The sequence below is a fragment of the Micromonospora sp. NPDC047740 genome (assembly GCF_043204735.1).
Taxonomy (GTDB): domain Bacteria; phylum Actinomycetota; class Actinomycetes; order Mycobacteriales; family Micromonosporaceae; genus Micromonospora.
In genome coordinates, this window is sequence record NZ_JBIDCT010000006.1 from 335,554 (window position 1) to 360,757 (window position 25,204).

General features: G+C 73.3%; 27 protein-coding genes. 9 read left to right on the forward strand and 18 right to left on the reverse strand.

Going from position 1 to position 25,204, the window contains the following annotated elements; all coding sequences use genetic code 11:
• Positions 1–53: 53 nt before the first annotated feature.
• The 4 genes from ACGF4F_RS14310 to ACGF4F_RS14325 form a co-directional block, all read right to left on the reverse strand.
• The gene (locus ACGF4F_RS14310) at positions 54–347 is read right to left on the reverse strand and encodes a DUF6510 family protein (protein ID WP_357445855.1); all 294 of its coding nucleotides are present in this window, start codon (positions 345–347) and stop codon (positions 54–56) included.
• Between the two features lie 13 nt (positions 348–360).
• Complete coding sequence (locus ACGF4F_RS14315) at positions 361–1,122, reverse strand: ferredoxin reductase (protein ID WP_393077614.1); 762 nt, start codon at positions 1,120–1,122, stop codon at positions 361–363.
• A 1-nt stretch (position 1,123) separates the two neighbouring features.
• On the reverse strand, positions 1,124–1,714 hold the full coding sequence (locus ACGF4F_RS14320) for a sulfite oxidase-like oxidoreductase (protein WP_357445929.1): 591 nt from the start codon (positions 1,712–1,714) through the stop codon (positions 1,124–1,126).
• A 103-nt stretch (positions 1,715–1,817) separates the two neighbouring features.
• A complete protein-coding gene (locus ACGF4F_RS14325; protein WP_393077617.1) occupies positions 1,818–2,837 on the reverse strand; it encodes a TerC/Alx family metal homeostasis membrane protein in 1,020 nt (339 codons plus the stop codon).
• A gap of 261 nt (positions 2,838–3,098) precedes the next feature.
• Here ACGF4F_RS14325 and ACGF4F_RS14330 point away from each other — a divergent pair, with 261 nt between their 5' ends.
• Positions 3,099–4,247, forward strand: a complete 1,149-nt coding sequence (locus ACGF4F_RS14330) for a CaiB/BaiF CoA transferase family protein (protein ID WP_393077620.1) — start codon at positions 3,099–3,101, stop codon at positions 4,245–4,247.
• 87 nt (positions 4,248–4,334) lie between these two features.
• Here the strand turns inward: ACGF4F_RS14330 and ACGF4F_RS14335 are convergent, their stop codons facing one another.
• The gene (locus ACGF4F_RS14335; RefSeq protein ID WP_073836542.1) at positions 4,335–4,742 is read right to left on the reverse strand and encodes a DUF2267 domain-containing protein; all 408 of its coding nucleotides are present in this window, start codon (positions 4,740–4,742) and stop codon (positions 4,335–4,337) included.
• 153 nt (positions 4,743–4,895) lie between these two features.
• Between ACGF4F_RS14335 and ACGF4F_RS14340 the strand changes: the two genes are divergently transcribed.
• Complete coding sequence (locus tag ACGF4F_RS14340) at positions 4,896–5,165, forward strand: DUF2795 domain-containing protein (RefSeq protein ID WP_357445842.1); 270 nt, start codon at positions 4,896–4,898, stop codon at positions 5,163–5,165.
• Between the two features lie 9 nt (positions 5,166–5,174).
• The gene (locus ACGF4F_RS14345; protein ID WP_393077623.1) at positions 5,175–5,837 is read left to right on the forward strand and encodes a DUF1345 domain-containing protein; all 663 of its coding nucleotides are present in this window, start codon (positions 5,175–5,177) and stop codon (positions 5,835–5,837) included.
• A gap of 212 nt (positions 5,838–6,049) precedes the next feature.
• On the opposite strand, the gene ACGF4F_RS14350 is transcribed toward ACGF4F_RS14345, so the two are convergent.
• The 3 genes from ACGF4F_RS14350 to ACGF4F_RS14360 all read right to left on the reverse strand — a co-directional run bounded on the left by ACGF4F_RS14350 (position 6,050) and on the right by ACGF4F_RS14360 (position 8,805).
• Positions 6,050–6,715: a hypothetical protein gene (locus ACGF4F_RS14350; RefSeq protein WP_393077626.1), complete on the reverse strand. Its 666-nt coding sequence runs from the start codon at positions 6,713–6,715 to the stop codon at positions 6,050–6,052.
• Positions 6,716–6,746: 31 nt separating this feature from the next.
• Positions 6,747–7,718 (reverse strand): pirin family protein, encoded by a 972-nt coding sequence (locus ACGF4F_RS14355; protein WP_357445834.1) that lies wholly within the window; start codon positions 7,716–7,718, stop codon positions 6,747–6,749.
• Between the two features lie 88 nt (positions 7,719–7,806).
• Positions 7,807–8,805 (reverse strand): DMT family transporter, encoded by a 999-nt coding sequence (locus ACGF4F_RS14360; protein WP_357445831.1) that lies wholly within the window; start codon positions 8,803–8,805, stop codon positions 7,807–7,809.
• Positions 8,806–8,827: 22 nt separating this feature from the next.
• On the opposite strand from ACGF4F_RS14360, the gene ACGF4F_RS14365 reads away from it, so the two are divergent.
• Both ACGF4F_RS14365 and gdhA read left to right on the forward strand, forming a co-directional pair.
• The gene (locus ACGF4F_RS14365; RefSeq protein ID WP_393077629.1) at positions 8,828–10,285 is read left to right on the forward strand and encodes a PLP-dependent aminotransferase family protein; all 1,458 of its coding nucleotides are present in this window, start codon (positions 8,828–8,830) and stop codon (positions 10,283–10,285) included.
• Between the two features lie 214 nt (positions 10,286–10,499).
• A complete protein-coding gene (gdhA, locus tag ACGF4F_RS14370; protein ID WP_393077632.1) occupies positions 10,500–11,837 on the forward strand; it encodes an NADP-specific glutamate dehydrogenase in 1,338 nt (445 codons plus the stop codon).
• 77 nt (positions 11,838–11,914) lie between these two features.
• Here gdhA and ACGF4F_RS14375 read toward each other — a convergent pair whose 3' ends face one another.
• Both ACGF4F_RS14375 and ACGF4F_RS14380 read right to left on the reverse strand, forming a co-directional pair.
• On the reverse strand, positions 11,915–13,072 hold the full coding sequence (locus ACGF4F_RS14375; protein ID WP_357445822.1) for a CapA family protein: 1,158 nt from the start codon (positions 13,070–13,072) through the stop codon (positions 11,915–11,917).
• 191 nt (positions 13,073–13,263) lie between these two features.
• A complete protein-coding gene (locus ACGF4F_RS14380; RefSeq protein ID WP_357445817.1) occupies positions 13,264–14,016 on the reverse strand; it encodes a DedA family protein in 753 nt (250 codons plus the stop codon).
• Positions 14,017–14,215: 199 nt separating this feature from the next.
• Here ACGF4F_RS14380 and ACGF4F_RS14385 point away from each other — a divergent pair, with 199 nt between their 5' ends.
• On the forward strand, positions 14,216–15,073 hold the full coding sequence (locus tag ACGF4F_RS14385; protein ID WP_357445814.1) for an alpha/beta fold hydrolase: 858 nt from the start codon (positions 14,216–14,218) through the stop codon (positions 15,071–15,073).
• An 85-nt stretch (positions 15,074–15,158) separates the two neighbouring features.
• Here the strand turns inward: ACGF4F_RS14385 and ACGF4F_RS14390 are convergent, their stop codons facing one another.
• The 5 genes from ACGF4F_RS14390 to ACGF4F_RS14410 form a co-directional block, all read right to left on the reverse strand.
• The gene (locus tag ACGF4F_RS14390; protein ID WP_393077637.1) at positions 15,159–16,583 is read right to left on the reverse strand and encodes a protein kinase; all 1,425 of its coding nucleotides are present in this window, start codon (positions 16,581–16,583) and stop codon (positions 15,159–15,161) included.
• A 130-nt stretch (positions 16,584–16,713) separates the two neighbouring features.
• Positions 16,714–16,917, reverse strand: coding sequence for a hypothetical protein (locus ACGF4F_RS14395; RefSeq protein ID WP_357445808.1), 204 nt, complete (start codon positions 16,915–16,917; stop codon positions 16,714–16,716).
• Between the two features lie 2 nt (positions 16,918–16,919).
• On the reverse strand, positions 16,920–17,984 hold the full coding sequence (locus ACGF4F_RS14400; RefSeq protein ID WP_393077640.1) for a LacI family DNA-binding transcriptional regulator: 1,065 nt from the start codon (positions 17,982–17,984) through the stop codon (positions 16,920–16,922).
• A gap of 132 nt (positions 17,985–18,116) precedes the next feature.
• Positions 18,117–18,998 carry a helix-turn-helix domain-containing protein gene (locus ACGF4F_RS14405; RefSeq protein ID WP_393077643.1) on the reverse strand — a complete coding sequence of 294 codons (882 nt, stop codon included), beginning with the start codon at positions 18,996–18,998 and terminating at the stop codon, positions 18,117–18,119.
• A 115-nt stretch (positions 18,999–19,113) separates the two neighbouring features.
• A complete protein-coding gene (locus tag ACGF4F_RS14410) occupies positions 19,114–19,368 on the reverse strand; it encodes a DUF397 domain-containing protein (RefSeq protein ID WP_357445799.1) in 255 nt (84 codons plus the stop codon).
• 266 nt (positions 19,369–19,634) lie between these two features.
• Here ACGF4F_RS14410 and ACGF4F_RS14415 point away from each other — a divergent pair, with 266 nt between their 5' ends.
• Positions 19,635–20,285, forward strand: coding sequence for a GGDEF domain-containing protein (locus ACGF4F_RS14415; RefSeq protein WP_357445796.1), 651 nt, complete (start codon positions 19,635–19,637; stop codon positions 20,283–20,285).
• 30 nt (positions 20,286–20,315) lie between these two features.
• On the opposite strand, the gene ACGF4F_RS14420 is transcribed toward ACGF4F_RS14415, so the two are convergent.
• Together ACGF4F_RS14420 and ACGF4F_RS14425 are read right to left on the reverse strand one after the other, a co-directional pair.
• Complete coding sequence (locus tag ACGF4F_RS14420; RefSeq protein ID WP_393077647.1) at positions 20,316–21,344, reverse strand: phosphotransferase; 1,029 nt, start codon at positions 21,342–21,344, stop codon at positions 20,316–20,318.
• Positions 21,345–21,383: 39 nt separating this feature from the next.
• The gene (locus ACGF4F_RS14425) at positions 21,384–21,878 is read right to left on the reverse strand and encodes a type II toxin-antitoxin system PemK/MazF family toxin (RefSeq protein ID WP_393077650.1); all 495 of its coding nucleotides are present in this window, start codon (positions 21,876–21,878) and stop codon (positions 21,384–21,386) included.
• A gap of 211 nt (positions 21,879–22,089) precedes the next feature.
• Between ACGF4F_RS14425 and ACGF4F_RS14430 the strand changes: the two genes are divergently transcribed.
• Positions 22,090–22,518 carry an OsmC family protein gene (locus ACGF4F_RS14430; RefSeq protein WP_393077653.1) on the forward strand — a complete coding sequence of 143 codons (429 nt, stop codon included), beginning with the start codon at positions 22,090–22,092 and terminating at the stop codon, positions 22,516–22,518.
• A 99-nt stretch (positions 22,519–22,617) separates the two neighbouring features.
• On the opposite strand, the gene ACGF4F_RS14435 is transcribed toward ACGF4F_RS14430, so the two are convergent.
• Positions 22,618–23,355, reverse strand: a complete 738-nt coding sequence (locus ACGF4F_RS14435) for a class I SAM-dependent methyltransferase (RefSeq protein WP_393077656.1) — start codon at positions 23,353–23,355, stop codon at positions 22,618–22,620.
• Positions 23,356–24,189: 834 nt separating this feature from the next.
• Between ACGF4F_RS14435 and ACGF4F_RS14440 the strand changes: the two genes are divergently transcribed.
• Entirely contained in the window at positions 24,190–24,396 is a 207-nt protein-coding gene (locus tag ACGF4F_RS14440) for a GntR family transcriptional regulator (RefSeq protein WP_393077659.1), read from the forward strand.
• The last annotated feature ends 808 nt before the right edge of the window (positions 24,397–25,204 follow it).

A 25,204-nucleotide genomic window follows, 5' to 3' on the forward strand; every position in this document is an offset into this window, starting at 1 on the left:
GAGCTGATCGCGCGACATCGGCGATCGGGTGGTTCCTGCCGCGCGAGGGGGCGCTACAGCGGGCCGGGGTGGGGCTGGTCGAGCGGCATCGGCAGCTCGAGGACGGTGGCCCCGCGCAGGTCCAACCAGGCGCGGTCGGGCGCGCGGACCAGCCGCAGCATCACCTGCTCGCAGACCGGGCAGCGGCCGACCAGGCCGGGGGCGTGGGAGAAGACGTGCAGCCCGGCCATCGGGCCGGCCGTGCCGCAGTGCGCGCACCGGCCGGTGGCGGTGCTGAGGTCCACCGCGAAGATCTCCCGCAGCGGCCCGTCCAGCATGTTGCCGTCCAGGTAGGACATGTCGGTCATGCGCCCTCCTCGGTCACCCGGTCGGTCCGAAGCGTTCGGTCTTCACCCGCCGGGTCGGGTGGCCCAGGCCCACCAGCAGGTCCGCCACGGTCTCCACGAAGCCGGTGGGACCGCAGACGTAGCAGAGCGGGTCCAGATCAGGCGGCCAGCCGTGGGTGTTGACGTCGGCCAGGTTGATCCGGTGCGGTTCGCCCCGCCAGTCCTCCGGCGCCTGTCGGGTGTACACGTACGCCACGTCCAGGCCCTGGTCCTCGCGGACGCGGCGGCGCAGTTCGTCGGCGTAGAAGACGTCGGCGGGGCTGCGCACCGAGTAGATCAGCCGGAAGGGCGCCCGGCTGCCGGCGGCACGGCGGGCCCGAAGCATCGCCATCAGCGGCACCACGCCGGAGCCGCCGGCCACCAGCAGCACCGGCGCGGTCTGCTCGGTACGCCAGACGAACCAGCCGCCGACCGGCCCGCGTACCTCCACCGGGTCGCCCGCGGCCCACACGTCAATCAGGTACGGCGACACCTCCCCGTCGGGCACCCGCTGCACGGTCAGCGCGATCCGGCCGGCGTCGGCCGGCTCCGCGAGCGAGTACGACCGGGCCGCCTGGTAGCCGTCGGCGGCGGTGAGCCGGACATCGACGTGCTGCCCCGGCAGGTGCCCCGGCCAGCCGGGCACGTCCAGGACCAGGGTCTGCGCGGTCGGCGTCTCGATCCGGCGCTCGGCCAGGCGGGCCACCCGCCAGGTCAGCGGCACGGCGACACGGTTGCCGGCCGGGGGCGCGGACACCTCAGTCGCCCTGGTAGCGCTGCTCGCGCCACGGGTCGCCGTAGTCGTGGTAGCCCGCAGTCTCCCAGAAACCGGGCTGGTCGTCGACGAGCAGCCGGATGCCCCGCACCCACTTCGCCGACTTCCAGAAGTAGAGGTGCGGCACGAGCAGCCGGGCCGGGCCGCCGTGCTCGGCCGGGAGCGGGCCACCCTCGTACGTGTGCGCCACCCAGGCCCGCCCGCCGCGCAGGTCGTCCAGCGGCAGGTTCGTGGTGTACCCGCCGTACGAGTGGGCCAGCGCGTACCGCGCGTCGGTGTCGATGCCCTCGAGCAGGGTGTCCAGGGAGACGGCCTGCCAGTTGGTGCCGAGCTTGGACCAGCGGGTGACGCAGTGGATGTCCACCGTCGGCGTCTCCTGCGGCAGCCCCATCAGCTCGGACCAGGACCAGCGGAACTCGGCGCCGGTCTCGGTGCTGACGACGAATTCCCAGGTGTCCAGCGGCACCTTCGGCGTCGGGCCGGCGGAGAGCACCGGCCAGTCCTCGGTGAGGTACTGCCCGGGCGGCAGGGCCGGCTCGGCCGTGCGGGGCCGGCCCTGGAAGCCCGGCGACACGATTCCCACCCGTCAGTCGTACCACCGCAGGGGTGGGCGGGGCGTGGGGTTCGGCCGGACCGGCCGCGGTGGGTGACCACCGCGGCGGCTCCGTCCGGCGGTTTCAGTGCCGCTCGGCGACGACCTTTGCGTCGCCCGCTTCCCGGTTCCGGGTGGTGCGCAGGCTGGTCAGGGTGACCACCACGAGGACGCCGATGATCACGCCGAGCGAGGCGAGCGTGGGGATCTGCGGCACCCCCGGCCAGACGCCGTGCGCCCAGTGCAGGCCGAGCTTGACGCCGATGAAGGCGAGGATGACGGCCAGGCCGTAGCTGAGGTGCACCAGGCGGCTCAGCGCCGCGTGCAGCACGAAGTAGAGCGCGCGCAGGCCGAGCAGGGCGAACGCGTTGGTGGCGAAGACCAGGTAGGGGTCCTCGGTGATGCCGTAGACGGCGGGCACCGAGTCGACGGCGAAGACCACGTCGGTGGCGAGCACCGCGACCACCACGAGGGCGAGCGGGGTGAGCGCGCGGCGGCCGTGCTGCCGCACGGTCATCCTGGTGCCCTGGTATTCCTCGACCACCGGCATGACCTTGCGGAGCAGCTTCACCGACCGCATCTTGTTGATGTCGACCTCCTGCTCGTGCCCGGAGAGCGCGTCGCGGAGCAGCTTGACCGCGGTGGCGATCAGGATGATCGCGAACAGCAGGAAGGCGAAGTCGAGGTTCTGCAGGGCGGCGGCGCCGAGGGCGATGAAGACCGCGCGCAGCACCAACGCACCCGCGATGCCGTAGAGCAGGACCCGCTGGGCCAGTACCGCGGGCACCGCGAAGGCCGCCAGCAGCAGCATGAAGACGAAGAGGTTGTCGACCGAGAGCGACTTCTCCACCAGGTAGCCGGTCAGGTACTGGACGCCCAACTCCGAACCGTACCGGGACCAGACCCAGGCGCCGAAGGCCAGCGGCAGGGCGACGTAGAAGGCCGACCAGCCGAGGGCCTCCTTGAGCGACACCTCGTGCGGGCGGCGGGTGACCAGGAAGTCGAGCACCAGCAGGGCGAGCACGCCGGCGATGGTCACCGCCCACAGGGTGGGGGTGCCGACCGTAGACAGCTCAGCCGCGGACAGGTACGACAATTCGGTCATGGGATCTCCTCGAACACCGTGTCATGTTCGAGGTCTCCTTCACCCACCCTTCGTGGGCAACCACCCGAGGCGTGCCGGGCACGCCGTACTGACCGGAATGGTTCGTGGGAAGTACTCCCCTCGCGCGCTCCAGGTTAGGGCAACCTCAGCGTGCCCGCCAAGTCCGCATCGATGCCCCCGGGTCGAATGATTGCCCTGGTCAACTGCTGGGTGCGGCGGCGGACCATGGTGTGTAGTGCGCCGGGGACCTATGGTGACGCGATGACCAATGAGGGCCCGCTCGCCGGCGTACGGGTGATCGAGCTGGCCGGCATCGGGCCCGGCCCGTTCGCCGCGATGATGCTGGCCGACCTCGGCGCGGACGTGGTCCGCGTCGACCGCACCGCCCCGGACGAGTTCGGCAGCATGCCCGGCGACCTGCTCACCCGCAACCGCCGCTCGCTCGCCGTCGACCTCAAGTCCGCCGAGGGGCGGGAGGTGGTGCTCGCGCTGGTGGCCGGGGCGGACGCGCTGCTCGAGGGTTTCCGGCCCGGGGTCACCGAGCGGCTCGGCCTCGGCCCCGACGACTGCCTCGCCGTCAACCCTCGGCTGGTGTACGGGCGGATGACCGGCTGGGGCCAGGACGGACCGCTCGCCCACACCGCCGGCCACGACATCGACTACCTGGCGCTGACCGGCGCGCTGCACGGCATCGGCCGGGCCGGCGAGCGCCCGGTGCCGCCGATGAACCTGCTCGGCGACTTCGGCGGCGGCGGGATGATGCTGGCCCTCGGCGTCGTCGCCGCCTTGTACGCGGTCCGGGCAGGCGCGCCCGGCCAGGTCGTCGACGCGGCCATCGTGGACGGCGTGTCGGTGCTGGCCACCCAGATCCACGCGCTGCGCGCGGCCGGCAGGTGGCAGGACCGGCGCGGGGTGAACCTGCTCGACGGCGGCGCCCCCTTCTACGACACGTACGAGTGCGCCGACGGGCGGTACCTCGCGGTGGGCGCGCTGGAACCGCGGTTCTACGACGAGCTGATCCGGCGCACCGGTTTCCCGCTGGCCGGCGACGAGGCCCCGGACCGGACCGACCCGGCCAACTGGCCCGCGCTGCGTACGGCGTGGGCGCGCCTGTTCCGCACCCGGACCCGGGACGAGTGGACGGAGCTGCTCGCCGGATCCGACGCCTGTGTCGCGCCGGTGCTGGACTGGACGGAGGCGCCGGAGCACCCGCACCTGGCGGCCCGGGGCGTCTTCGTCGACCACGACGGGATCACCCAACCGGCGCCCGCGCCACGCTTCTCGGCGACCCCCACGGCCATACGCCGGCCGCCCCCGCGGCCCGGCGAGCACACCGACGAACTGCTCACCGAGGCCGGCTTCGACGCCGACCGGATCGCCGCCCTGCGCGCCGCCGGCCAGGTCGCCTGACCGCTACCGGGGCGGCGCCGCAGCGGACGGCCTCGTCAGCCCTCGGGCGCGGGGGCACGACCGCTCAGGGCGGCCGAGCGGCGCGCCTCACCTGCGGCGCGCGCTGGCCGGCGCGAGTGCCGGCTCCACGATGTCCCGGAAATCGCGGGGCAGCTGCACCACCACGTCGTTGAACTCCCCGCCGGTGATCGCCTCGCGCAGGGTGGTGAACACGGCCCGAATGGTGTCCCGCGCGGCGTTCTCGTCGATGTCGGCCCGTCGGGCGACCCGGGCGACGAACTCGGCCGCCCCGAACCGTTCGGCCGCCTCGGCACTCGGGTGGGGCTTGAGCACCCGCTGGAGCCCCTTCGGCAGCTGCGCGGCGAGATCCAGCAATTCGCCGCCAGTCAACCGTTCGGCCAGGGTCTCCAACGTGGCCCGGGCCAGCTCCGCCGCCCGCTCCTCGGACGTCCCGGTACGCCGGGCGACCTGGTCGACGAAGGTGAGGTATTGCATCGGTGGTGCCCCCTTCGGTCTGCGGATCGGCCGCCTACCCGCCACCGGGGCGCGGAAACGACGGGATTTTCCGCCCGTCCCGTGCGTGACCGGCGGCCCGGCGGGTAACCGCCGCCGGTCGTGACCGCAACCGAGGCGCGAGGAGCCCGACTCATGGCGAGTTACACGGACGTCCTGGACTACCTGTCGGCGCTGGACTATCCGGCCGGCAAGGACGACGTCATCCGGGAGGCCGAACGGGAGGGCGCGCCGCCGGACGTGTTGCAGGCGCTGCGGGCGCTGCCGCCGGTGGACTACGCCAACGGCAATGAGGTGGCCCGCTCGGCGGGCATCGACGCCGCCCCCGAGGTCGACCGGTCGCAGCGCGCGGCGCAGGCCCGGGACAAGCACAACCGGGTCTCGCAGCACGTACGCGGCATCTGACACCCGCCGGTGCGGAGCCCGGGCCGCGGCGTCCCGGACGGGCACACCCCGGCCAGGGTCCAGCTCGCCGTGATGGGGCTGGTCGGGGTCGTCTGCGGTGGACTGTTCGGGGTGCTGGCCTCGCCGGCACTCGGCCCGCTGGTGGGCTGGGACGCCGCCGCGCTGGCCTGGCTGGCCCTGCTCTGGGGCCGGCTGTGGCGGCTGGACGCCGCCCGGACGGCGCGGCTGGCCGTGAGCGAGGATCCGAATCGGGCGGTCCGGGACGTGCTCCTGCTGGTCGCCTGCATGGCCAGCCTGGTCGGGGTCGGGGTGGTGCTGACCAAGGCGCACGCCGCCCGCTCCGGCCTTCCGTTGGACGCCAACGCCGGGTTGGGCGTACTCAGCGTGGTGGTCTCCTGGTTCGTGGTGCACACCTTGTTCGCCGCCCGGTACGCCCGGCTGTACTACAGCGGCACGCCGGGCGGGGTGAACTTCCACCAACCCGAACCGCCCTGCTACGCGGACTTCGCCTACCTGGCGTTCACGGTGGGGGCCACGTTCCAGGTCTCGGACACCGACCTGTCCGGCACCGAGATGCGGCGGACCGTGCTCGCCCACACGCTGCTCGCGTACCTCTTCGGATCCGTCATCATCGCGGCCACCGTCAACCTGGTGGCCAGCCTGGCGCGATGAGCCCCCGACAGGCGGGCGCCCCGGGTCACGAACCGCGACCTGGGGCGCCACGCAGCACCTGTCCTTGGTGGTCCGCGCCCGAACCGGGTCGCGACCATCAAGCGGTGGATCTTCGCCCGAACCGGGCGGGCATCGCTGCCACGATCATCATACAATGCAACATCAGCCGAACGGGTGACTATCGCGAAAGTGTGTCCCGCCGCACGTCCCGATCAGCTCGTCAGCTCCGCGTACCGCTTCTCCAGGTCCACTCGGGCCAGTGCACCCACCAGCCAGGCCAGTCGCTCCGACTCACCGCTGCCGGCCAGCCCGGCCAGGTCGTCGGCGGAGCGGCCGAGCCCCAGCCGGCGGGCCGCGACCAGGGCCCGCTTGTCGGCCACCGGCGCCACCTCGCGCCACACCGCCTGGGCCTCGCGCAGGAACAACTCGATCACGTCGTCGTCCACACCGGGCAGGTCGCGGAGCAACCGCCGTTCCCGGGGCGGATCCTGCTGCGCCGCGGTCCGCAACCGGCGCAGGTCGCCCCGGTAGCGGTCCACGACGGCACGGGCCAGGTCACCGAGCACGGTGGCCAACTGGTCCACATCGCCGCGCTGGCCCGCCTCGCGCAGCACGCGTACCCGGTCGGCGTGCAACGACCGGGCCAGCCGGGCGGCGCTGTCCCATCCGCTGTCCCGGAGCGCCACCGCACTGTCGACCGCCTTGCGGAAGTCGCCGCGGCGGGCCAGCAGAACGGACAGGTAGAGCACCTGGAACAGGGAGGACGGGTTGTTGATGACCCGGAACCCGTACCGTTCGGCGAACCCCCGGCCGTCCCCGGCGAGCCGGCGGACCAGCCGCTTCTTGTCCTCGATGCTGGAAATCACACTGGTCGGCATGCCCGGGTCTACCCGCGCCGGGGCCGGGCATTCAGCCGAGCACACCGCCGCTGCGGTCCCGCGCCTTCAGTCGCGTGGTGGGCAGCGCCGGGGCCGGCAGCGGGGGTGCCGGATCGTCGGCGACGGCGCCGAACCGGCGGCCCGCCATCCAGTCCTCCCGGGCGGCTGCGACCTCCTCGTGTGAGCGGCCCACGAAGTTCCACCACATGACCAGCGGCTCCTCGAACGGCGTACCGCCGAGCAGCAGCAGCCGGCTGCCCGGGGCGGCGCGCAGGGTCAGCACGGCCCGACCGGAGCCCAGGTAGAGCAGCGCCCCCGGCGCGAACGGCACCCCGTCCACCTCGGCGGAGCCGGACATCGCCAGCAGGCCGTACTCGAAGTCACGGCGCAGCGGCAGGGTGGCCGGCGCCGGGCCGCGGACCTCGAGCTGCGCGCCCACCAGCGGGGTGTGCACCACGGCCGGCGAACGCTCGCCGCCCACCTCGCCGACCAGCAGGGTCACGTCGAGGTCGCCGTCGCGCCAGCGGGGCAGCTCCGCGTGGTGGGCGAAGTCCGCCGCGCCGGCCCGCGCCGGGTCGGGCAGCGCCACCCAGAGCTGGACGCCGTGCATGACCGGGGGGTGCGCCGCCGGTGACCGCTCCGAGTGGGCGATGCCGTGACCGGAGGTCATCACATTGAGCTGCTCCGGGCGGATCGGCTGGACGTTGCCCAGACTGTCCCGGTGCAGGATTTCTCCGTCGAGCAGCCAGGTGACGGTCTGCAACCCGGTGTGCGGGTGCGGCGGCACCTCCATGCCCGGCCGCTCGGCGACGTCATCCGGTCCGAAGTGGTCGACGAAGCACCAGGCGCCCACCATCCGCCGCTGCCGCTGCGGCAGCAGCCGCCGCACCGTGGTGTAGCGGCCGAGCGGCACGTCGTGCCCGGGCAGCAGCACGCTGCCCGGGTCGGTGGGCGCCGCGCCAGGTGGGACGGTCTGCGCCGGCAGCGATTCGGTACGGTCCACCGCCCGACTCTACGCGCAGCTCGCCGGGTCGGTCACCGGGTTCACGGCCTCCGCGGGGCCGACGCGGAGCGGGTGCACGGGCTGGCGATCACCGCGCCCGGCGACCCGCCGGCCCGGTACGCGTCGGCGTGGGCGCCGCGTGTCCCGCCGCCGGTCGGCGGGGCGTGGAGGTGGTCGCTCCGCTTTCGGCGGACGCCGGTGTGTTGTCGCGGGTGCGCTGGGTCAGTACGACGCAGGCCAGCACGACCAGCGCCGCCCCGATCGAGGCCGGGGTGACGGTTTCGGCGAGCAGCAGCGCGGACCAGAGCAGGGTGAGTACCGGCTGGGCGAGTTGGAGCTGGCCGACCTGGGCGATGCCACCTCGGGCCAGGCCCGCGTACCAGGCGAAGAAGCCCAGGAACATGGAGATCGCGGTGAGATAGCCGAACGCCGACCAGGCGGCGACGTCGGCGTGCGGGGGATTCGCCACGGCGGCGACGAGCGTGATGACCAGGGTGACCGGCAGCGAGAGCAGCAGCGCCCAGCAGATCGTCCGGGCGCCGCCGAGTTCCCGGGCGAGCGAGCCGCCCTCGGCGTAGCCCAGCCCGCACAGGACGACCGCCGCGAGCAGGAACAGGTCGGCGGTCGACAGTGCGCCGTGCACCGCCCCGCTGGTCATCAGGAAGGCGAGCACCGCGACCAGCCCGCCGCCGCTGGCGACCCAGAACAGCGGCGGTGGGCGCTCGCCGGCCCGCAGTACCGCGAACACGGCGGTCATGGCGGGCAGCACGGTGATGACGACCGCGCCGTGCGCGGCGGTCTGGGTGGTCAGTGCCAACGAGGTGAACAGCGGGAAGCCGACGACGACGCCGACGGCCACGATCGACAGCCGCCGCCACTGGCGGCGGGTGGGCCGCGGCGCGCCGGTGAAACGCAGATACGCCCAGGCCAGTAGCGCCGCGCCGACGGCCCGGCCGAAGGCCACGAACCACGGGTCGAGGTGCCCCACGGCGACGCGGGTGGCGGGCAGCGACATGCTGAAGGCGAGCACGCCCAGCGCGCCGAGGGTGAGGCCGATGAACCGTTCCGCCGTTACCGTGGCGGCCACAGTAGCGCTACTCTTCCGCTTCATGGACAACGGTAACGCAGTGGATCGCGTTATCCAAGATCTGCGCGGGCTCACGGCCGCCGCGGCCGCCGGCACACGGCTGCCCTCGGTGCGCGAGTTGACCGCCCGGCACCAGGCCTCACCGGTCACCGTCGCCGAGGCGGTCCGGCAACTGGTGGCGCAAGGACTGATCGAGACGCGACCGGGGAAGGGCACCTTCGTGGCCGCCCGGCCGGACGAGCGGCGCGCACCCGACCTGTCCTGGCAGACGGTGGCGCTCGGCGCCCGCAGACCGGGCGAGGAGGAGATGCAGGCGTTACTGGCGTTACCGCGGCCGGGAGCGATTCCGCTGTCCGGCGGCTACCTGGACGCCGATCTGCAGCCGGCCGCGGCGCTCGGCGCCGCGCTCGCCCGCGCCGCCCGGCAGCCCGCAGCCTGGCAGCGCGGACCGGCCGAGGGACGCGCGGACCTGCGCGCCTGGTTCGCCCGCGAGGCCGGGACCGGGCTGCACGCCGACGACATGGTGATCTGCCCGGGCGGGCAGGCGGCGCTGTCGTCGGCGTTGCGCGCGCTCGCCGCGCCCGGCGACACCCTGCTCGTCGAATCTCCGACGTACCTGGGGGCGCTGGCCACGGCCCGGGCGGCCGGGCTGCGGGTGGTGCCGGTGCCCGCCGACGCCGACGGCGTACGCCCGGACCAGCTCGCCGCCGCGTTCGCCCGCACCGGCGCGCGACTGTTCTACTGCCAACCGCTGCACGCCAACCCGACCGGTGCGAGCCTGGCAGCTCACCGCCGAGCCGGGGTCGCCGACGCCGTCCGAGACGCCGGTGCATTCCTGATCGAGGACGACTACGCCCGCGACCTCACCATCGACGGAGAGGGCCCACCACCGCTGGCCGCCGACGACCCCGACGGGCATGTCGTCTACCTGCGCTCACTGACCAAGTCCGCCGCTCCCGGGCTGCGGGTCGCCGCGATCGGTGCCCGCGGCCCGGCCGGTGCCCGGCTGCGCTCGGCCCGGTTGCTCGACGACTTCTTCGTGGCCGGTCCGCTGCAGCAGGCCACGCTGGAGTTCGTCACCGCCCCGTCCTGGACCCGGCACCGCCGCACCCTGCGCACCGCGCTGCGGGCGCGGCGCGAGGCGCTGCTGACGGCGCTGCGCCGGCACCTGCCGGAGCTCGCCCCAGCGATGATCCCCCGTGGCGGCCTGCACCTGTGGGTCCGCCTGCCCGACGGCACCGACGACGTCGCACTGGCCGGCGCGGCTGCCGCCGAAGGCGTCATCGTCTTCCCCGGCCGCCCGTGGTACGCGGCCGAACCCCCGGCGCCGCACCTGCGCCTGACCTACGCCGCGGCCCCGCCCGAGCTCATGGACGAGGCCGTCCGCCGCCTCGCTCGCGCCGCCGAAGCCGTCACCGACGCGCGCCGGCCACGAGGCCAGCCGCCCGCACCATCCGGCCGATTCACCAACCCGCGGTGAGGACCAGGGTGCCACCGGCAGGTCAGCTCGGTGTCCCCGGCGCCCGTTGGCGCCGTCCAGCCAGTCACGGGAGGCTCGCGCGGCGCCCCAGATCAACTCGTCCACGGGACCAGTGAACCGGACGATGGTGATTATCGTATCCGGGGACGGTCGGCGCGAGGCCGATCCGGTGGGGCGACGGGGCAGCCCGGGACCGGAAGGGACGTGTCGGGTGATGCCGGAGACCATCGAGACGGTGTTCGCGGACGTGGTCAACCGCAACCCGGGTGAACCCGAGTTCCACCAGGCGGTACGGGAGGTGCTGGAGAGCATCGGCCCGGCCCTGGCCCGTCACCCCGAGTACGCGCACGCACGGATCATCGAGCGGATCTGCGAGCCGGAGCGGCAGGTCATCTTCCGGGTGCCGTGGGAGGACGACCGCGGCCGGATCCGGGTGAACCGCGGCTTCCGGGTGGAGTTCAACAGCGCACTGGGCCCCTTCAAGGGCGGGCTGCGCTTCCACCCGTCGGTCTACCTGGGCATCGTCAAGTTCCTCGGCTTCGAGCAGATCTTCAAGAACGCGCTGACCGGCCTGCCGATCGGAGGTGGCAAGGGCGGCGCGGACTTCGACCCGAAGGGCTGCTCGGACCGGGAGGTGATGCGCTTCTGCCAGAGCTTCATGACCGAGCTGTACCGGCACATCGGCGCGCAGACCGACGTGCCGGCCGGCGACATCGGCGTCGGCGGTCGGGAGATCGGCTACCTGTTCGGCCAGTACAAGCGGATCACCAACCGGTACGAGTCGGGGGTGCTCACCGGCAAGGGCCTGTCGTACGGGGGCGCGCAGGTGCGCCGGGAGGCGACCGGGTACGGGGCGGTCTTCTTCGCCGAGGAGATGCTGAAGCAGGCCGGGGACAGCCTGGAAGGCAAGCGGGTGGTGGTGTCCGGCTCGGGCAACGTGGCGATCTACGCCATCGAGAAGGTGCACCAGCTCGGCGGCCGGGTGGTGGCCTGCTCCGACTCGCACGGGTACGTGCTGGACGAGCAGGGCATCGACCTGGAGTTGCTGCGGGAGCTGAAGGAGGAGCGCCGGGTCCGGCTCGACACCTACGTCAAGCACGTGCCGGACGCGGTGGCGGTCACCGGTCGTACCGTCTGGGAGGTGCCCTGCGACCTGGCGCTGCCGTGCGCGACGCAGAACGAGATCGGCGGCGCTGAGGCCGCGGCGCTGGTGGCCGGCGGCTGCATCGCGGTGGTGGAGGGGGCGAACATGCCCACCACGCCGGAGGCCGTGCGGATCCTGGGCCGGGCGGGGGTGAAGTTCGCCCCGGGCAAGGCGGCCAACGCGGGCGGCGTGGCGGTGAGCGCACTGGAGATGCAACAGAACGCCAGCCGCGACTCGTGGACGTTCGCCCAGTCGGAGCAGCGGCTGCGGGAGACCATGCGGGACATCCACGCCCGCTGCTGGGCCACCGCCCAGGACTACGGCCTGCCGGGTGACTACGTGGCCGGCGCGAACATCAACGGTTTCCGTCGGGTGGCGGAGGCGATGCTCGCGCACGGCCTGGTGTGAGCGACCAATGTGGGCGGCCGGGCGACCGTGGGTGGAGGCACGTCCGTCACGGCCGCCCGGCACCGGCCGGCGGGTCGTCAGGAGAGGGGGCGCAGTCCCGCTTCGAAGGCGCCGCGCATGCCCACGTACCCGTTGATCCGCTTCTCAATCTCGGCATAGTGCGCCCGCTGCCCGGCGGACACCGCCGGGTCCTTGGCCGCGCCGACCAGGTCGACCACGCGAGCCGCCGGGCGGTACTCCATCCAGGTCGGCAGCACGCTCACATTGGTGACCTCCCAGCCCCCGGAAGTGGTGCGGGTGAAGGTGAACTCGGGCACCACGGCGTCCTGGGTGTTCTCCGGGGAGCCGTCGTCGAACCGGGCGGTCAGGTTGCCCATCCCGTAGGCGACCCATTTCCGGCCGATCTTCTCGAACGGCTGTACCACGTGGACGTGGTGTCCGATGATCAGATCGACGTCGGGCGAGGCGAGCAACTCCTGGGCGAGGTCCAGCTGGTCGTCGTTCGGCGCGTTCTGGTACTCGGTCCCCCAGTGCATGGAGAGGATGACGATCTCCGCGCCCGCCGCCCGCGCCCGGTGCGCCGCGGCGAGGATGGCGTCCCGGTCGATGAGGTTCGCCGCCCACGGCTTGCCGTCCGGCAGTGGGATGTCGTTGAAGCTCAGCGCGTACGACAGCTGGGCGACCTTCACGCCCGCCACGTCGAGGATGTTCGTCCGGGCCGCCTCCTCGGCGCTGCGGGCTGTGCCGGCGTGCCGCAGCCCGACCCGGTCAAGGTTGTTCAGGGTCCGGGTGATGCCCTCCATGCCCGTGTCCAGCGAGTGGTTGGATGCCGTGGAGCAGGTGTCGAATCCGGCCCAGGCCGCCGCGTCGGCCAACTCCGGCGGCACGCTGAAGGCCGGCCATCCGGTGAATGGGCCCTGCGGATCCGCCAGCGGTGTCTCCATGTGACAGATGGCGAGGTCGGCAGCGCTCACCCGGGGACGAATCGCACTGAGCACCCGGGTGAAGTCGTGCCCGGTACGGCCTGCTGCCTGCGCGTCGGCGGCGGCCTGCTCGGTGAGCGGCGGGTGCACCAGCAGATCACCGGCGGCCACCACGGTGAGCTGGTTCTTCGGTGCCGGGGCCGGTGCCACGGCGCGTGGGGTGGTGGGCGGTTTCGGAGCCACTCGCGCCGAATCGGTGCAGGCCCCGGTCAGCAACGCCAGCATCGCCGCAAGGCCGAGCTTCATCCTCATCTCCGGAAGTCTTCTCAGCTCCGGTCCGGCAGGAAGGGCGAACGCGAAAGGACCCCTCCGAAGGGGGAGGGGTCCTTTCGCATTGCTGCGTGTCCACCTCGCGGAACCGGCGGTATCCGGCACCCGCCGACACCGCCACATGCCCGACCCGGCGCCGGCCACGGGCGGGCCCGCCCGCGAGACGGCGCGGGCTACCGGTCGTCCGTCTGCTCGGGCACGTACCAGCCGCCCCGGTACACGGTCCCGCGAGGCGGCTCGACCGGGACCGACCGGGACCGTCGCGCCCGGCGTACCCGGCTGAACACGAACCAGCCGACCGCGCCCACGCAGACCACGATGACGACGTTCTGCAGCGTCCCGACGTACGTCTCGACGACGTGCCAGTTCTCGCCGAGCAGGTAGCCGGCCAGTACGAAGACGCTGTTCCAGATCAGGCTGCCCAGCGTGGTGTAGAGCAGGAAGATCGGCACGGGCATCCGTTCGACGCCGGCCGGGATGGAGATGAGGCTGCGGAAGATCGGAATCATCCGGCCGAAGAAGACCGCCTTGACGCCGTGCCGGAGGAACCACGCCTCGGTACGGTCGACGTCCTCCAGCTTGACCAGCGGCAGCCGGGCCACGATGGCGCGCATCCGGTCCCGGCCGAGGGCGGCGCCGATGCGGTAGAGGGCGAGCGCACCCAGCACCGAGCCGAGGGTGGTCCAGAGGATCGCCCCGAGCAGGCTCATCCGGCCCTGGCTGGCGGTGAATCCGGCCAGCGGGAGGATCACCTCGCTGGGGATGGGCGGGAAGAGGTTCTCCAGGGCCACGGCGAGACCGGCGCCGGGGCCGCCGAGCCGTTCGACCAGGCCGGTGACCCAGCCGACGGGCCCGTCGCCGGCCGGCTCCGCGGCCCTCGGGGCGTTGACACGGGGGCCGAGCAGGAGCTGTGCGTTTCCGATCATCCGACTACGTTACGGTCCGGCGCGACCGGCGACCACGAAACCGTCGCCGGTCGCCTGCGGAGGAGCAGAGCGTCCCGCCGCGCGGCCCGCCACCCGCAGGCGCGGACCAGGCGACACTCCATTGAGCACGGGCGATCGTGTCGGACCGGTGACCTACGGTGAGGCGGTGGGGCCGCCGGCCCCGGAGAGGAGAGGGCCGATGACTCGCGCACCCGTCGAGGGCACCATCCGGTCCGCCGACGGCACCACCATCGCGTACGAACGCAGCGGCTCCGGGCCGACCGTGGTGATGGTGGACGCCGCCGGCGGATTCCGTGAGATGGGACCGATGCGTCCCCTGGCCGCCCGGCTGGCCGACGAGTTCACCGTGGTCTGCTACGACCGGCGGGGCCGGGGCGGAAGCTCGGACAGCGCGCCCTACCACGTGGACCGCGAGGTCGACGACCTGCGGGCGCTGGTCGAGGAGATCGGCGCCCCGGCGTGCCTGTTCGGCTTCTCGTCGGGGGCGGTGCTGGCGCTGGTGGCGGCCGCGCGAGGGCTGCCGGTGGACCGGCTGGCGCTGCTCGAGCCCCCGCTGGATCTCGCCAGCGCCCCGACCGGCGAGCCGGGGCTGGCCGCGGAGATCGCCGAGCTGGTCGCGGCGGGCCGCCGGGGCGACGCCGTGGCGCACTTCCAGACGAGCATCGGCGTGCCGGCCGAGATGACCGAGGGCATGCGGGAGAGCCCCTGGTGGCCGGCGCTGGAGCGGCTGGCCCACACCCTGGTCTACGACCTGACGATCGTCGACGCGCTGCCGGCGGAGGAACTGGCCCGGGTCACCGTGCCGACTCTGGTGGTCGACAGCGAGCAGAGCGACGCGCGGCTGCGCGAGTGGGCCGCCGGCGTCGTGGCGGCGCTGCCGCACGGCCACCGGCGCAGCATGCGCGGGGAGTGGCACCAGGTGCCCGACGCCGACCTGGCACCCGTGCTGGCGGACTTCTTCGCCGGCCGCGCCGACCTGGCCGGGCCGGCGCAGCGCCCGCAGAGCGGACAGGTGACAGCCGACGCGGGGCGGTGATGCCGACGGCCTGGCCCACGAGGACCAGCATCGCCGGCCGCCAGCCCGAGGACGGCGGCGGGGTGATCCGGCGCGGTCGGCCGGCTTAGCCCTCGTCCTGGCTGCCGCCGCGCACCTGCGCGTACGTGTCGAGCAGGTCCTGGAGGTCGGCGGCGGTCCGCTCATCGATCTTGTCGTCCTCGACCGCCTTATCGATGCGTTCGCGCAGGTCCTCGATGCGCTCGGCGCGGTCCTTCGGCTTGCCCCGCTCCAGCTCCCGGGCCTTCTTGAGCAGGTCTTCGGCCGTCTTCCGATCGATGTCGCGGCTGGCCACCGCCCGGGCGACCAGCTCGCCGAACCGTGCGGCGAGCTCACGGAGGGTGGCCGGCACCGGCTGGGTGGTGGCCGGCTCGGTGGCGGACGACTCCGGCGTGGGCTCCTCGGTGGGCGTGGTGATGCTCGGCCCGGCGGCCGGCTGGTTGCCGGAGTTGTTGTCGAGCAGCAACGCGCCGACCAGGCCGAGCAGGAGCACCAGCCCGGCCGCGACCAGCATCCCGATGGGCCGGTTCGACCGGCCGGGCGGACGCGACAGCGGCGGCGCGGCCGGGCGGGCCGGCGCGGCCGCGCGGTCGATGAGGGTCGGCGGGTGCTCGGCCCGGACGACGGTGGGCAGGATCGCGGTCGGCGGGTCGGCCGGCTGGCCGGCGCCGAACCGGGTGGCGAGCTGGGCGGCGGTGGGCCGGTGGGCCGGGTCGACGGAGAGGCAGGCCAGGGTGAGGTCGGCGACGTCGGCCGGCAGCCCCGGTACGTGCAGCGGCGGCACCGGGGGCCGCCGGGCCTGCACGTCGAGCACGTCGTCCCAGGTCTGCACGGGCAGCGGAGCCCGCCCGGTGAGGGTGCGGTAGAGCAGCGCGCCGAGGGCGTACACGTCGCTGGCGGGGTTCGCCGGGCCGGGCGTCATCCGCTCCGGGGCGAAGTACGCGGGGGTGCCCATCATCAGCTCGCCGGTCTGGCCGGCGAGGGGGTGGCGCGGACCGGCGAGCGTGGCGATGCCGAAGTCGAGCACCTTCGCGCCGGTCTCGGTGAGCATCACGTTGCCGGGCTTGATGTCGCGGTGCACCACGCCGATCCGGTGCGCGGCGGCCAGGGCGGCGGCCACCTGGCCGGCCAGCCGGACCGCCTCCGGCCAGGCGAGCGGCCCGCCGGCCAGCCGGTCGGCGAGGGTCCGCCCCTCCACCAGCTCCATGACCAGGTACGGCACCACCGAACCGTCCGGCAGGGTCGCCTCGCCGTAGTCGTAGACCTGGGTGACGTGCGGGTGAGTGAGGCGGGCCGCGGCGCGCGCCTCGCGCTGGATGGTGGCCCGCAGCTGCGGGTCGGCGGCGAGCTCCGCGGCGAGGGCCTTGACCGCGACGGGGCGGTGCAGCACCTCGTCGTCGGCGCGCCACACCTCGGACATCCCGCCGAGCCCGATGCGCTCGCGCAGGACGTACCGATCGTGGAGCCGCAGCGTGGATGTGAACGGCGACATGATGGTCCTAGTCTGCCTGGCGATCCGCGCGCCCCACCAACCCGGTGCCCGGTTCCGCCCCGAGCAGGCACGGGTGGGCGGAAACGGCGGTCGCCCGGGTGGCGCCGGCACCCCGGGCGAGCCGTCGAGGTCAGGGCGTGCAGGACGGCACGGAGGCCGGGTGGGGTTCCATCCGGTCGGCGAGCCGGCGCAGGGCGCCGGCGACGGCCAGCCGGGTGGGGGCCAGGCGGGGCGCGCGCGGCCGGTCGGGGCGGACCGGCGCGTCGGGCCGGGCCGAGTTGACGTGCCGGGTCACCGCGTCGACGGCGAGGACGAAACCGGTGGGCTGTTCCATGGTCAGCTCCTGGTGACGGGACGGGTGGAGGTTCGGATGACGGGTTCGGTGGGGAGCAGTACGTGTCCCGCGGCCGGATCGGCCGGCGGGGCCAGCAGCAGCGCGGCGGCGAGTCGCCCCTTCTCCTCGGCCGGTTGGCGCACGGTGGTAAGCCCGGCGGTGGCGGCCTCGGCGATGTCGTCGAAGCCGGTGACCGAGACGGGGTGGGCCAGTCGCGGGCCGATCTCGGCGAGCGCGTCGAGCACCCCGAGGGCGAGCACGTCGGAGCAGGCCAGGACGGCGGTGGGTGGGTCGTCGCCGGCCAGGACGGCAGCGACGGCGGCGGCCCCGGCGGCGCGGCTGTTGCTGCTGGCGTTGAGGACGGTGATCGCGGGCCAGGGCACGCCGGTGGCGGCGAACGCGTCGGCGAAGCCGGTGAGGCGGCCATGGGTCGTCGGGTGCGGCGCATCAGACGGGTCGGCCAGGCGGAGCGGCCCGGGCGGGGCGTCGGGCAGCACGGCGTCGCCGAGGAGGGCCACGCGGCGGTGGCCGAGGGCAGCGACGTGCTCGGCGACGGACCGGGCCGCCGCGCGCTCGTCGATGCCGACGTAACGGTCGGTCGGGCCGGCGTCGGCGCGGGACGCGGTGGTGACGTAGGGCAGTCCCCGGTCGCGGATGGCGCCCAGCACCCAGTCCTCGTCCCCGACACAGTAGACGCAGAAGCCGTCGACGGCGGCGTTCTCGACGGCGGCCCGGACCCGGGTGTGCTCGGCCGGCAGCGGGACGAGCAGCAGGCTGGTGCCGTGCTGCTCGACCGCCGCGCTGACGCCGGCGAGGAAGCGCACCGCGAACGGGTCGGTGAAGGCGTACGACAGCTGGGAGGTGAAGAGGACGCCGATCGCGCCGACGAACCCGCGGCGCAGCGATCGGGCGGTCGGGTCGGGGCCGGGGTACCCGAGGCGCTGCGCGGCGTCGAGGATCTTCGCCCGCAGGGCGGTGGAGAGCTGGTCGGGGCGGCTGTAGGCGTTGGACACGGTGCTCCGGGACACGCCCACGGCGTCCGCGACGTCCTGCAGGGTCGGTTTCACCGGACCTTCACCCCTTCTGGATCGATTCAGAACTGTATCGATCCAGAGATTACCCGCGCGGTTCGGCACGCGTCAATGCACATCAGGGACTGGCCGGGGCCCCGGCCCCGGCCAGCAGGCGGATCAGCCGGATCAGGCCGAGAACTCGTCCCGGATCTCGGCGAGCAGTTCCCGGGTACGCTCCGGCGGCTCGGCCTCCACGCAGAGCCGCTCCATGGCCAGCGCGTAGTAGTCGAGATCGTCGCGCTTGTCGAGGTAGATCGCGCTGGTCAACTGTTCGATGTAGACGACGTCCGGCAGGTCCTGGTCGCCGAAGCGCAGGATGCTGAACGCGCCGCTGGCGGCGGCGTGCCCACCTGCGGCGAAGGGCACGATCTGGAGCTGGACGTGCGGTTGGGCGGTCGCCGCGATCAGCGCGTCGAGCTGCGCGCGCATCACCTCGGGGCCACCGATCGGCCGGCGCAGGGCAGCCTCGTCGAGCACCGCCCAGAGCTGGGGCGGCTTGTCCCGGCGCAGCACCTCCTGGCGCTTCGTCCGCAGGCTCACCCGCCGGTCGATCTCCTCGTCGGGAGCGCCGCGGTGGCCCAGCAGGATCACCGCCCGGGCGTACTCGGGGGTCTGGAGCAGACCCGGCACGAACTGCACCTCGTACGTGCGGATCAGCGCGGCGGCCGCCTCCAGCCCCAGGTAGGACTGGAACCAGCTGGGCAGCACGTCGCCGTAGCGGTGCCACCAGCCGGGGCTGTTCGCGTCCCGGGCCAGCCTGAGCAACGCCTCCCGCTCCTCGGCGGCGGTGACGCCGTAGAGGGTGAGCAGATCGGCGACGTCGCGCTCCTTGAAGCCGACCCGACCCAGCTCCATCCGGCTGATCTTCGACTCCGAGGAGCGGATCTCCCAGCCGGCGCTCTCCCGGCTCACTCCGGCGCCCTCGCGCAGGCGCCGCAGCTGCGCCCCCAGCAGCATGCGCAGCACCGTCGGCCCGCTGGCCGGATCACCCGCGGGTACCGTCGTCACCTGGCCGTCCTTCGCATGCCGACTGTCGCCGGCCGGACGCCCCGGTCCGGCCGACGTGTAAGCATGCCATGACCCATCAGTGAGGTGAACCCCTCCGAACGGCCGACCCGACCGGTCAGCCGGCGGCGCGGCGGGTGATCAGGTCATCGAAGTCGCCGTCGCGGGCGCCGAGCACGAAGGCCGCGATTTCGTCCACTGTGTAGATCAGCGCGGGTCCTTCGGGGTGCCGGGAGTTGCGCACGGCGATGCCGGCGCCGCCGGGCAACTCGGCCAGCTCGACGCAGTTGCCACTCGGGTTGCTCCGGCGACTCTTCTGCCAGCGCAGCGGCGGCAGCTGACTGGTCGGTACGCCATTCTCAGGCTGCTGCATGGGCGTCTTTCTGTGCAAGAGCCAGCCGATGCCGCGGGGAGGAGCGGTGGGTGGCGACGCGGGTTCTGTCGACTGAGGAGTGAGATGCACGTGCATCTGCTATTGCATCTGCATTGGACAGCAAGCATGATAACCACACGTGCGGTGTACCCACAGGTTCACTCTGGGTTACCCGGACCCCGGTTGCGACCGGGGAAGACACGGGCCTGGCGCGGTCGGCCCCAGTGCCGCCCGGCGAGGCCGAGAGCTGCGGTAAAGGAGGGCGTGTGCCGGATCCGATGACCATCGCCTCCGGTCTCTCCGCCGCCGGCGCCATCGTCTCCGCCTGGCAACTGCGCCGCCGGGCACTGCGGGCGGAGACGCAACTCGAGCTACTCCAGGCCGAACTGGAAGCCGAGCGGCACGCGGCCAGCCACGACCCGCTCACCGGGCTGCCCAACCGCCGCGCCTTCTTCCGGCTGGCGGCGGCCCTGCTGACCGACGCCGCCGGCCAGCCGCTGGTGGCGATCGTGCTGGACCTCGACGACTTCAAGCAGGTCAACGACCGCTACGGGCACGCCGCCGGCGACCAGGTGCTGATCAGCACGGCGCAGCGGCTGTCCGCGTTCGCCGGGGACAACCTGGTCGCCCGCCTCGGCGGGGACGAGTTCGCCGGCCTGCTCGCCAGCCCGACAGTGGACCGGCGGTGGATCGAGCACGCCACCCGCAGGCTCTGCGAGGCGCTCGCCGCGCCGATCCCGCTGGGCACCCGCACCGTGCGGGTGACCGCCTCGGTCGGGCTCGCCCCGGTGCACGGTCCCGCCCAGCTCACCGACGCGCTCTGCCGGGCCGACGCGGCGATGTACCAGGCGAAGAGCCTCGGCGGCGGCCGCGCGACCCGCCAACTCGTGGAGACACCCCACCTCGCCGAGTGCTGACCGGCGACCCGGCCGCCAGCCGGGGGCGGGTCAGCCGTCCCAGCGGCCCAGGTCCCGCAACGCCTGACGGGCCAGGCCGACCAGGCCTACCGGCGACAGCAGGCCCGCCACGATCTTCAGCGCGCGGACCCGGTCGGCCGCGGACCGCCCGGCGTCCGCCACGTCGCCGGCCCAGCTCCAGATGTCGTCCAACGCGCGGACCCCGAGGTGGTAGGCCAGCCGGACCGGATCCAGCTCCACCGGGCCGTACCCGTCGAAGAAGGCCGCCTGCTGCGCGGGAGTCACCGGCGCGAACGCGAGCACACCGCCGACGACGAACATCAGATCCCGTTCGCGCGGAGCGAGCACCGCGTCGTCCCAGTCGATCAGCCAGACCCGCCCGTCGGGGCCGAGCAGGAGGTTCCCCAGGTGCGGGTCGCCGTGGCAGACCACCAGGTCCGCCGGACGGGACCGCAGCTCCGCGCCGAGCCGGTCCACCCGGTCGAGCAGGATCGCCAGGTCATCGGCCCACTCCCGCCAGTGGGCCGCCACGGCACGGGTCCACGGATCGGCCGACCGGTCGTCCACTGCCCGCAGCCGGCGGTCCATCTCCCGAACCGCCGCGCCGATCGCCGCGTGCGTGTGGTCCTCCCGGGGCAACCCGGCCAACTCGTCGGTCGCGGTGGCCGCATGCGTCGCGGACAGCACCTCACCGTACGCACGCCAGTGGGCGGGGTGCATGCCGCCGCCGAGGGCCCGTTCGTCCGACGCCCACGGCACGACCGACAACCGCCGCCCCTCGTGGACGGTGCACACCTCGCCGGACGCGGTGGTGAGCGGTGCGACGATGCCCGGTACGCCCTGGCGGGCCAACTGCGCTGTCACCAACAGCCCGGCCGGCGTGCCGCCGCCGCTCAGCTTGACCGCGTAGTCGCCACCGTCGGCGGTGGTGGCCCGCCACAGCTCGGCCGTGGGGTCCGCGCCATACCCCACGGGCACGGCGGAGACCAGGGCCAGGCCGAAGTCCTCCGTCACCCACCGGGCAAGCCGCTCATCCACACTCGTCGTCTCGCTCGTCACCGGGCCAAGATGCCATTCCGCAGACCGGTGGGCGAGCCGTTATCGCCAGCCGTAACCGGCACGAAGCGCCTGGCCCACTCGGTCGAACCGCCGCCGGTCCAGCACCGCGCCCTCGCGGCGGATGCTGTCCTCGCGCATGGTGAGCACGCGATCGAGGCGGACCCAGCTCGGGCGCTGGTCCCGGTCCCACTCCCCCGGGCCCAGGGCCAGCCAGTGCCGCTGGCCGTCCCGGTCGCTCTGGCTGGACAGCATCAGCCCGAACAGCGTGCGGCTCTGCCGGCCGACCACCAGCACCGGACGGTCCTTGCCCTGCCGGGGATCCTCCTCGTACGGGACCCAGGTCCAGACGATCTCCCCCGGGTCGGCCTGCCCGTCCAGCTCCGGGGCGTACGACAGCTCGCGCCGCTGCAGCGCGGCGACCTGGCGGCGCCGGGCGACCTGGGCCGGGATCGGCCCAGCGGTCGGGGCCGGCACGGACCGGCCACCGGTGATCCGGCCGAACCGGGACGCCACACTCCTCAACAGACCTGCCACGGCGGGCAGCCTATCCCCCGGGCGCACCGGCCACCCAGCCCCGGCGGCCCATACCCGGCGGCCGCGCGGGCGGGGCACTCGGGGAGCATCTGCCGGTGACCGTTCCCGCCCACCAAATCCGAGAGGGCTACGCCGGTCCGGACTGAAGCGCCGAGGCGTGGGGTGCGCCGGGATGGTTGACTCGGCCTGGTCAGAAGCGGAGGTGGTCGGCATGACCTTCGAGGTACGCACCCGCAGCCTGCCGGGCCGGCCGGCGGCGATCGGCTCGGCGGGGCCATTCACGCTGGTGGTGGACCGCCCGGCGGACGGCGGTGGGGACGGGCTCGGCTTCAACGGCGGGCAACTGCTCTATCTGGCCGTCGCCAGCTGCGTCTCCAACGACCTGTTCCGGGAGGCAAGCGCGGCCGGGATCGCCCTACACCGGGTCGAGGTCACCGTGCACGGCGACTTCGCCGGCGACCCGGCCGTCTCCACCGACGTCAGCTACGACGTACGGGTCGACGGCGACGCAAGCGAGGCGCGGCTGCGCGAGCTGGTGGCCCGGGTCGACGCGATCGCCGAGATCCCCAACTCGCTGCGCCGGGGCACCGCGGTGCGGCTGCGGCACGCCGAGGTGACCGGCGCCGCCGACGCGGCCTGACGCGAGCCACGCGGGGCCAGGCGAACCGCGCCGGGCCCGGTAAGGCGATTTGAGCTGACGCGAGCCGGGCGGGACGAAGCGGCCGGGGGCGGGGCGCGGTCAGGCCGGGCGGCGGGCGAGGACCAGGGTGGTACGCAGGTCCAGCATCACCGTGCCGCCGAACCCGTCGACGGCCGCGCCGACCGTGGCGAGCACCCGCTCGCGCAGCTCCGGAGGCCGCCGCAGTTGGGGCGAGAAGGTGCTGACCAACCGCTGGTACGCCGCCGTGTCGAGCGGCACCGCGCGTTGGAACCGCACCGACCGGACGTCGGTGAAGAGCCCGCTGTCCGCGATGTCGGCGCGGAACCAGTCCTCCGGACGGTCGTGGTGCGGCTCCGGGTCCGCCGACTCGAACGCTGCCCGCAGACCGGCGGCGTGGTCGGGGTCGACGTAGTCGTAGCGGTGCGCGAAGACGGCCAGGGTGCCGCCGGGGGTGAGTGCGTCGTGGGCCCGCCGGTTACGGGTGGCCGGGTCCAGCCAGTGCCAGGCCAGCGCACAGGCCAGCGCCGGCACCCCGCCGGGCGGCGCGGTCCACTCCTCGAAGGGGGCGGTCACCACCTCGACGTCGGGGAAGTGGGCCGCCAGCACCTGGGCCATCCGGCGGTCCGGCTCCACGCAGGTCATCGGTGCGCCCAGGGTGAGCAGCGCCCGGGTGGCCAGGCCGGTCCCGGCACCGACCTCGACGAGGGCGCCGGGCACCCCGCCGTGGTACGCGCGGATCGTCTCGACCAGGTCGGGTGGGTAGCCCGGACGGGCCTCGTCGTAGTCGCTGGCCACCTCGCCGAAGAGCTCAGACATGATCGCCATCCTCGCAGGGGTGGGCCGGCTGCCGCTGATCCTTTTCGGCGTGGATTGCCGGCAAGCCGGCTGGACGGGGTGCGGTGCGCGGCCAACCAGCCTGGTGTCCCACCTCTCGGCTCGGTTAACGGCACGGCGGCCGGGCCTTCGCAGGTGATCCGACCGCCGCACCTGCCAGGGTGCTCGGGTCAGCCTCGGCAGTAGTAGACGCTCAGGTCGTAGATCGCGGTCGAACCCCGCCCATCGTCGAGCTCGGAAGGGGCCAAGTCCTCAGTGCGGACCTCGATCTTGTGTCCCGACCCGCTCCCGCTGTCGATCCAGACCCGCACCTGTCCGTCCTTCGGCAGCTCACGCGGACCAACGACCGGGACTGAGTACGCGTTGGTCACAACCCCGGCGCCCCTCTTCCGACCGAACACGCTGGCCGGACGTTCAGGTCGAACCGGGCCAGCATGGCGACCCGATCCTGGCGAGACAGGCCGGGGCGGTGGGTGGTGGGCGTTCGGCAATGCTCCGGTCGGTGGCGTTGAACGGCCTGATGGCGCGCTCGGGCCGCTCGATGATCGGGCTTTCGCTCCATGGGTGGGGCTTGAACAGTTCGCCGGAGGCGGCCTGGCGGGCAGCATGTTCACGGGCGCGACCTCGATTCGCGTCAAGGCCCTCGGTAGCGCCACCACGCGAGCCGAGGGCTGCTTTGCAGGCGTGCCCCGACTTTAACCTCAACCTGTTCAGCCTGTCTATGGAGCGGACAGCATAGACAGCCTAGCTCGGCTGGACAGGTGGGAGCCTGTGGGCATGATCGACCCTTGGTCACCACGCTCATTCGCTGAACAAGTGGCCGACACACTCCGGGCAAAGATCGACAGCGGGGACTGGCCACCTGGGCACAAGCTCCCTGGCGAGGTGACGCTGGCGCAGACGTACGACGTAGCGCGCGGCACCGTGCGGGCCGCGCTCGACGCGCTACGCAAGGAAGGCCGGGTGGTGACCTTCACCGGGCGCGGGACGTTCGTCACGCCCGAGGGTGACCGGAACGGTTGACACTTGCCGGTCTGCTCCCCCGCCCAGGCCGACCATCGAGCACCTGGAGTTGCCCGAGCCCGCCGCGGCCGTGACCTCTCGCTTGTAAGTTCTGGGCGCATTGTCCGGCGGGGTCCGTCCGCATCCGCGACCTCGGGCGGCTGCCCTCGTCCCGGCTCGTTGCCACCGTTGCTGTCGACACCTACCCGAGACACGCGAGCACTTCTCGACTAACCCCGGGCACCAACCGAGCCATATCTCTAGCAGTCGACGAGACGGGACCTGCCATGATCGGCCGGTGGTACTCCGACCACTGCTGATTACTCGCATCGCCAACACCGCACCCGGCATCGCGGTCGCCTTGTTAGCCTGGCCGCTCGCCGAGGACCTGTCCGGCTACGCAGCGCTCGCCTGCCTCGCCCCGTTAGTAGCCGGGGTCATCCTGTCCGTCCGCGGTTACCGCGTGTCCGTGTCGATTGGGCGAAGAGGCATCACAGTCCGAGGACTCTTGTGGTCCCGCACGATCCCGCGCAGCGACGTTGAAAAGTTGTCCTCGTATCCCGCGTTGAAGTGGCGATCCCCTTCGGGCCGCCACTTCTACACGCCATTGACCGCATTCATGGATGTTCCTGGACTCCTACCCACGATCCGGGCACACAACGAAGCTTGCCTCAATCGACTGTCGCGGGCCCTGCAACGCCGGCGATAGGCACCAGCGGGGAAGACACTGACCGTGTCAACGGACATCGGGTGTTGCGGGTGGGCGGACAGTGGGCCGCCGGGTCCGCGGACACGGTTTCTCCGGGTCCGCGGACACATGTCGTCCGGA

Bases quoted from the DNA above. Each gene is read 5' to 3' on its own strand.
- ACGF4F_RS14310 (WP_357445855.1), bottom strand. From the start codon at position 347: ATGACCGACATGTCCTACCTGGACGGCAACATGCTGGACGGGCCGCTG.
- ACGF4F_RS14340 (WP_357445842.1), top strand. From the start codon at position 4,896: ATGGCGAGTTACACGGACGTCCTGGACTACCTGTCGGCGCTGGACTAT.
- ACGF4F_RS14335 (WP_073836542.1), bottom strand. From the start codon at position 4,742: ATGCAATACCTCACCTTCGTCGACCAGGTCGCCCGGCGTACCGGGACG.
- ACGF4F_RS14365 (WP_393077629.1), top strand. From the start codon at position 8,828: ATGGACAACGGTAACGCAGTGGATCGCGTTATCCAAGATCTGCGCGGG.
- ACGF4F_RS14350 (WP_393077626.1), bottom strand. From the start codon at position 6,715: ATGCCGACCAGTGTGATTTCCAGCATCGAGGACAAGAAGCGGCTGGTC.
- ACGF4F_RS14395 (WP_357445808.1), bottom strand. From the start codon at position 16,917: ATGGAACAGCCCACCGGTTTCGTCCTCGCCGTCGACGCGGTGACCCGG.
- ACGF4F_RS14325 (WP_393077617.1), bottom strand. From the start codon at position 2,837: ATGACCGAATTGTCGTACCTGTCCGCGGCTGAGCTGTCTACGGTCGGC.
- ACGF4F_RS14390 (WP_393077637.1), bottom strand. From the start codon at position 16,583: ATGTCGCCGTTCACATCCACGCTGCGGCTCCACGATCGGTACGTCCTG.
- ACGF4F_RS14375 (WP_357445822.1), bottom strand. From the start codon at position 13,072: ATGAGGATGAAGCTCGGCCTTGCGGCGATGCTGGCGTTGCTGACCGGG.
- ACGF4F_RS14430 (WP_393077653.1), top strand. From the start codon at position 22,090: ATGACCTTCGAGGTACGCACCCGCAGCCTGCCGGGCCGGCCGGCGGCG.
- ACGF4F_RS14385 (WP_357445814.1), top strand. From the start codon at position 14,216: ATGACTCGCGCACCCGTCGAGGGCACCATCCGGTCCGCCGACGGCACC.
- gdhA (WP_393077632.1), top strand. From the start codon at position 10,500: ATGCCGGAGACCATCGAGACGGTGTTCGCGGACGTGGTCAACCGCAAC.
- ACGF4F_RS14380 (WP_357445817.1), bottom strand. From the start codon at position 14,016: ATGATCGGAAACGCACAGCTCCTGCTCGGCCCCCGTGTCAACGCCCCG.
- ACGF4F_RS14330 (WP_393077620.1), top strand. From the start codon at position 3,099: ATGACCAATGAGGGCCCGCTCGCCGGCGTACGGGTGATCGAGCTGGCC.
- ACGF4F_RS14435 (WP_393077656.1), bottom strand. From the start codon at position 23,355: ATGTCTGAGCTCTTCGGCGAGGTGGCCAGCGACTACGACGAGGCCCGT.
- ACGF4F_RS14410 (WP_357445799.1), bottom strand. From the start codon at position 19,368: ATGCAGCAGCCTGAGAATGGCGTACCGACCAGTCAGCTGCCGCCGCTG.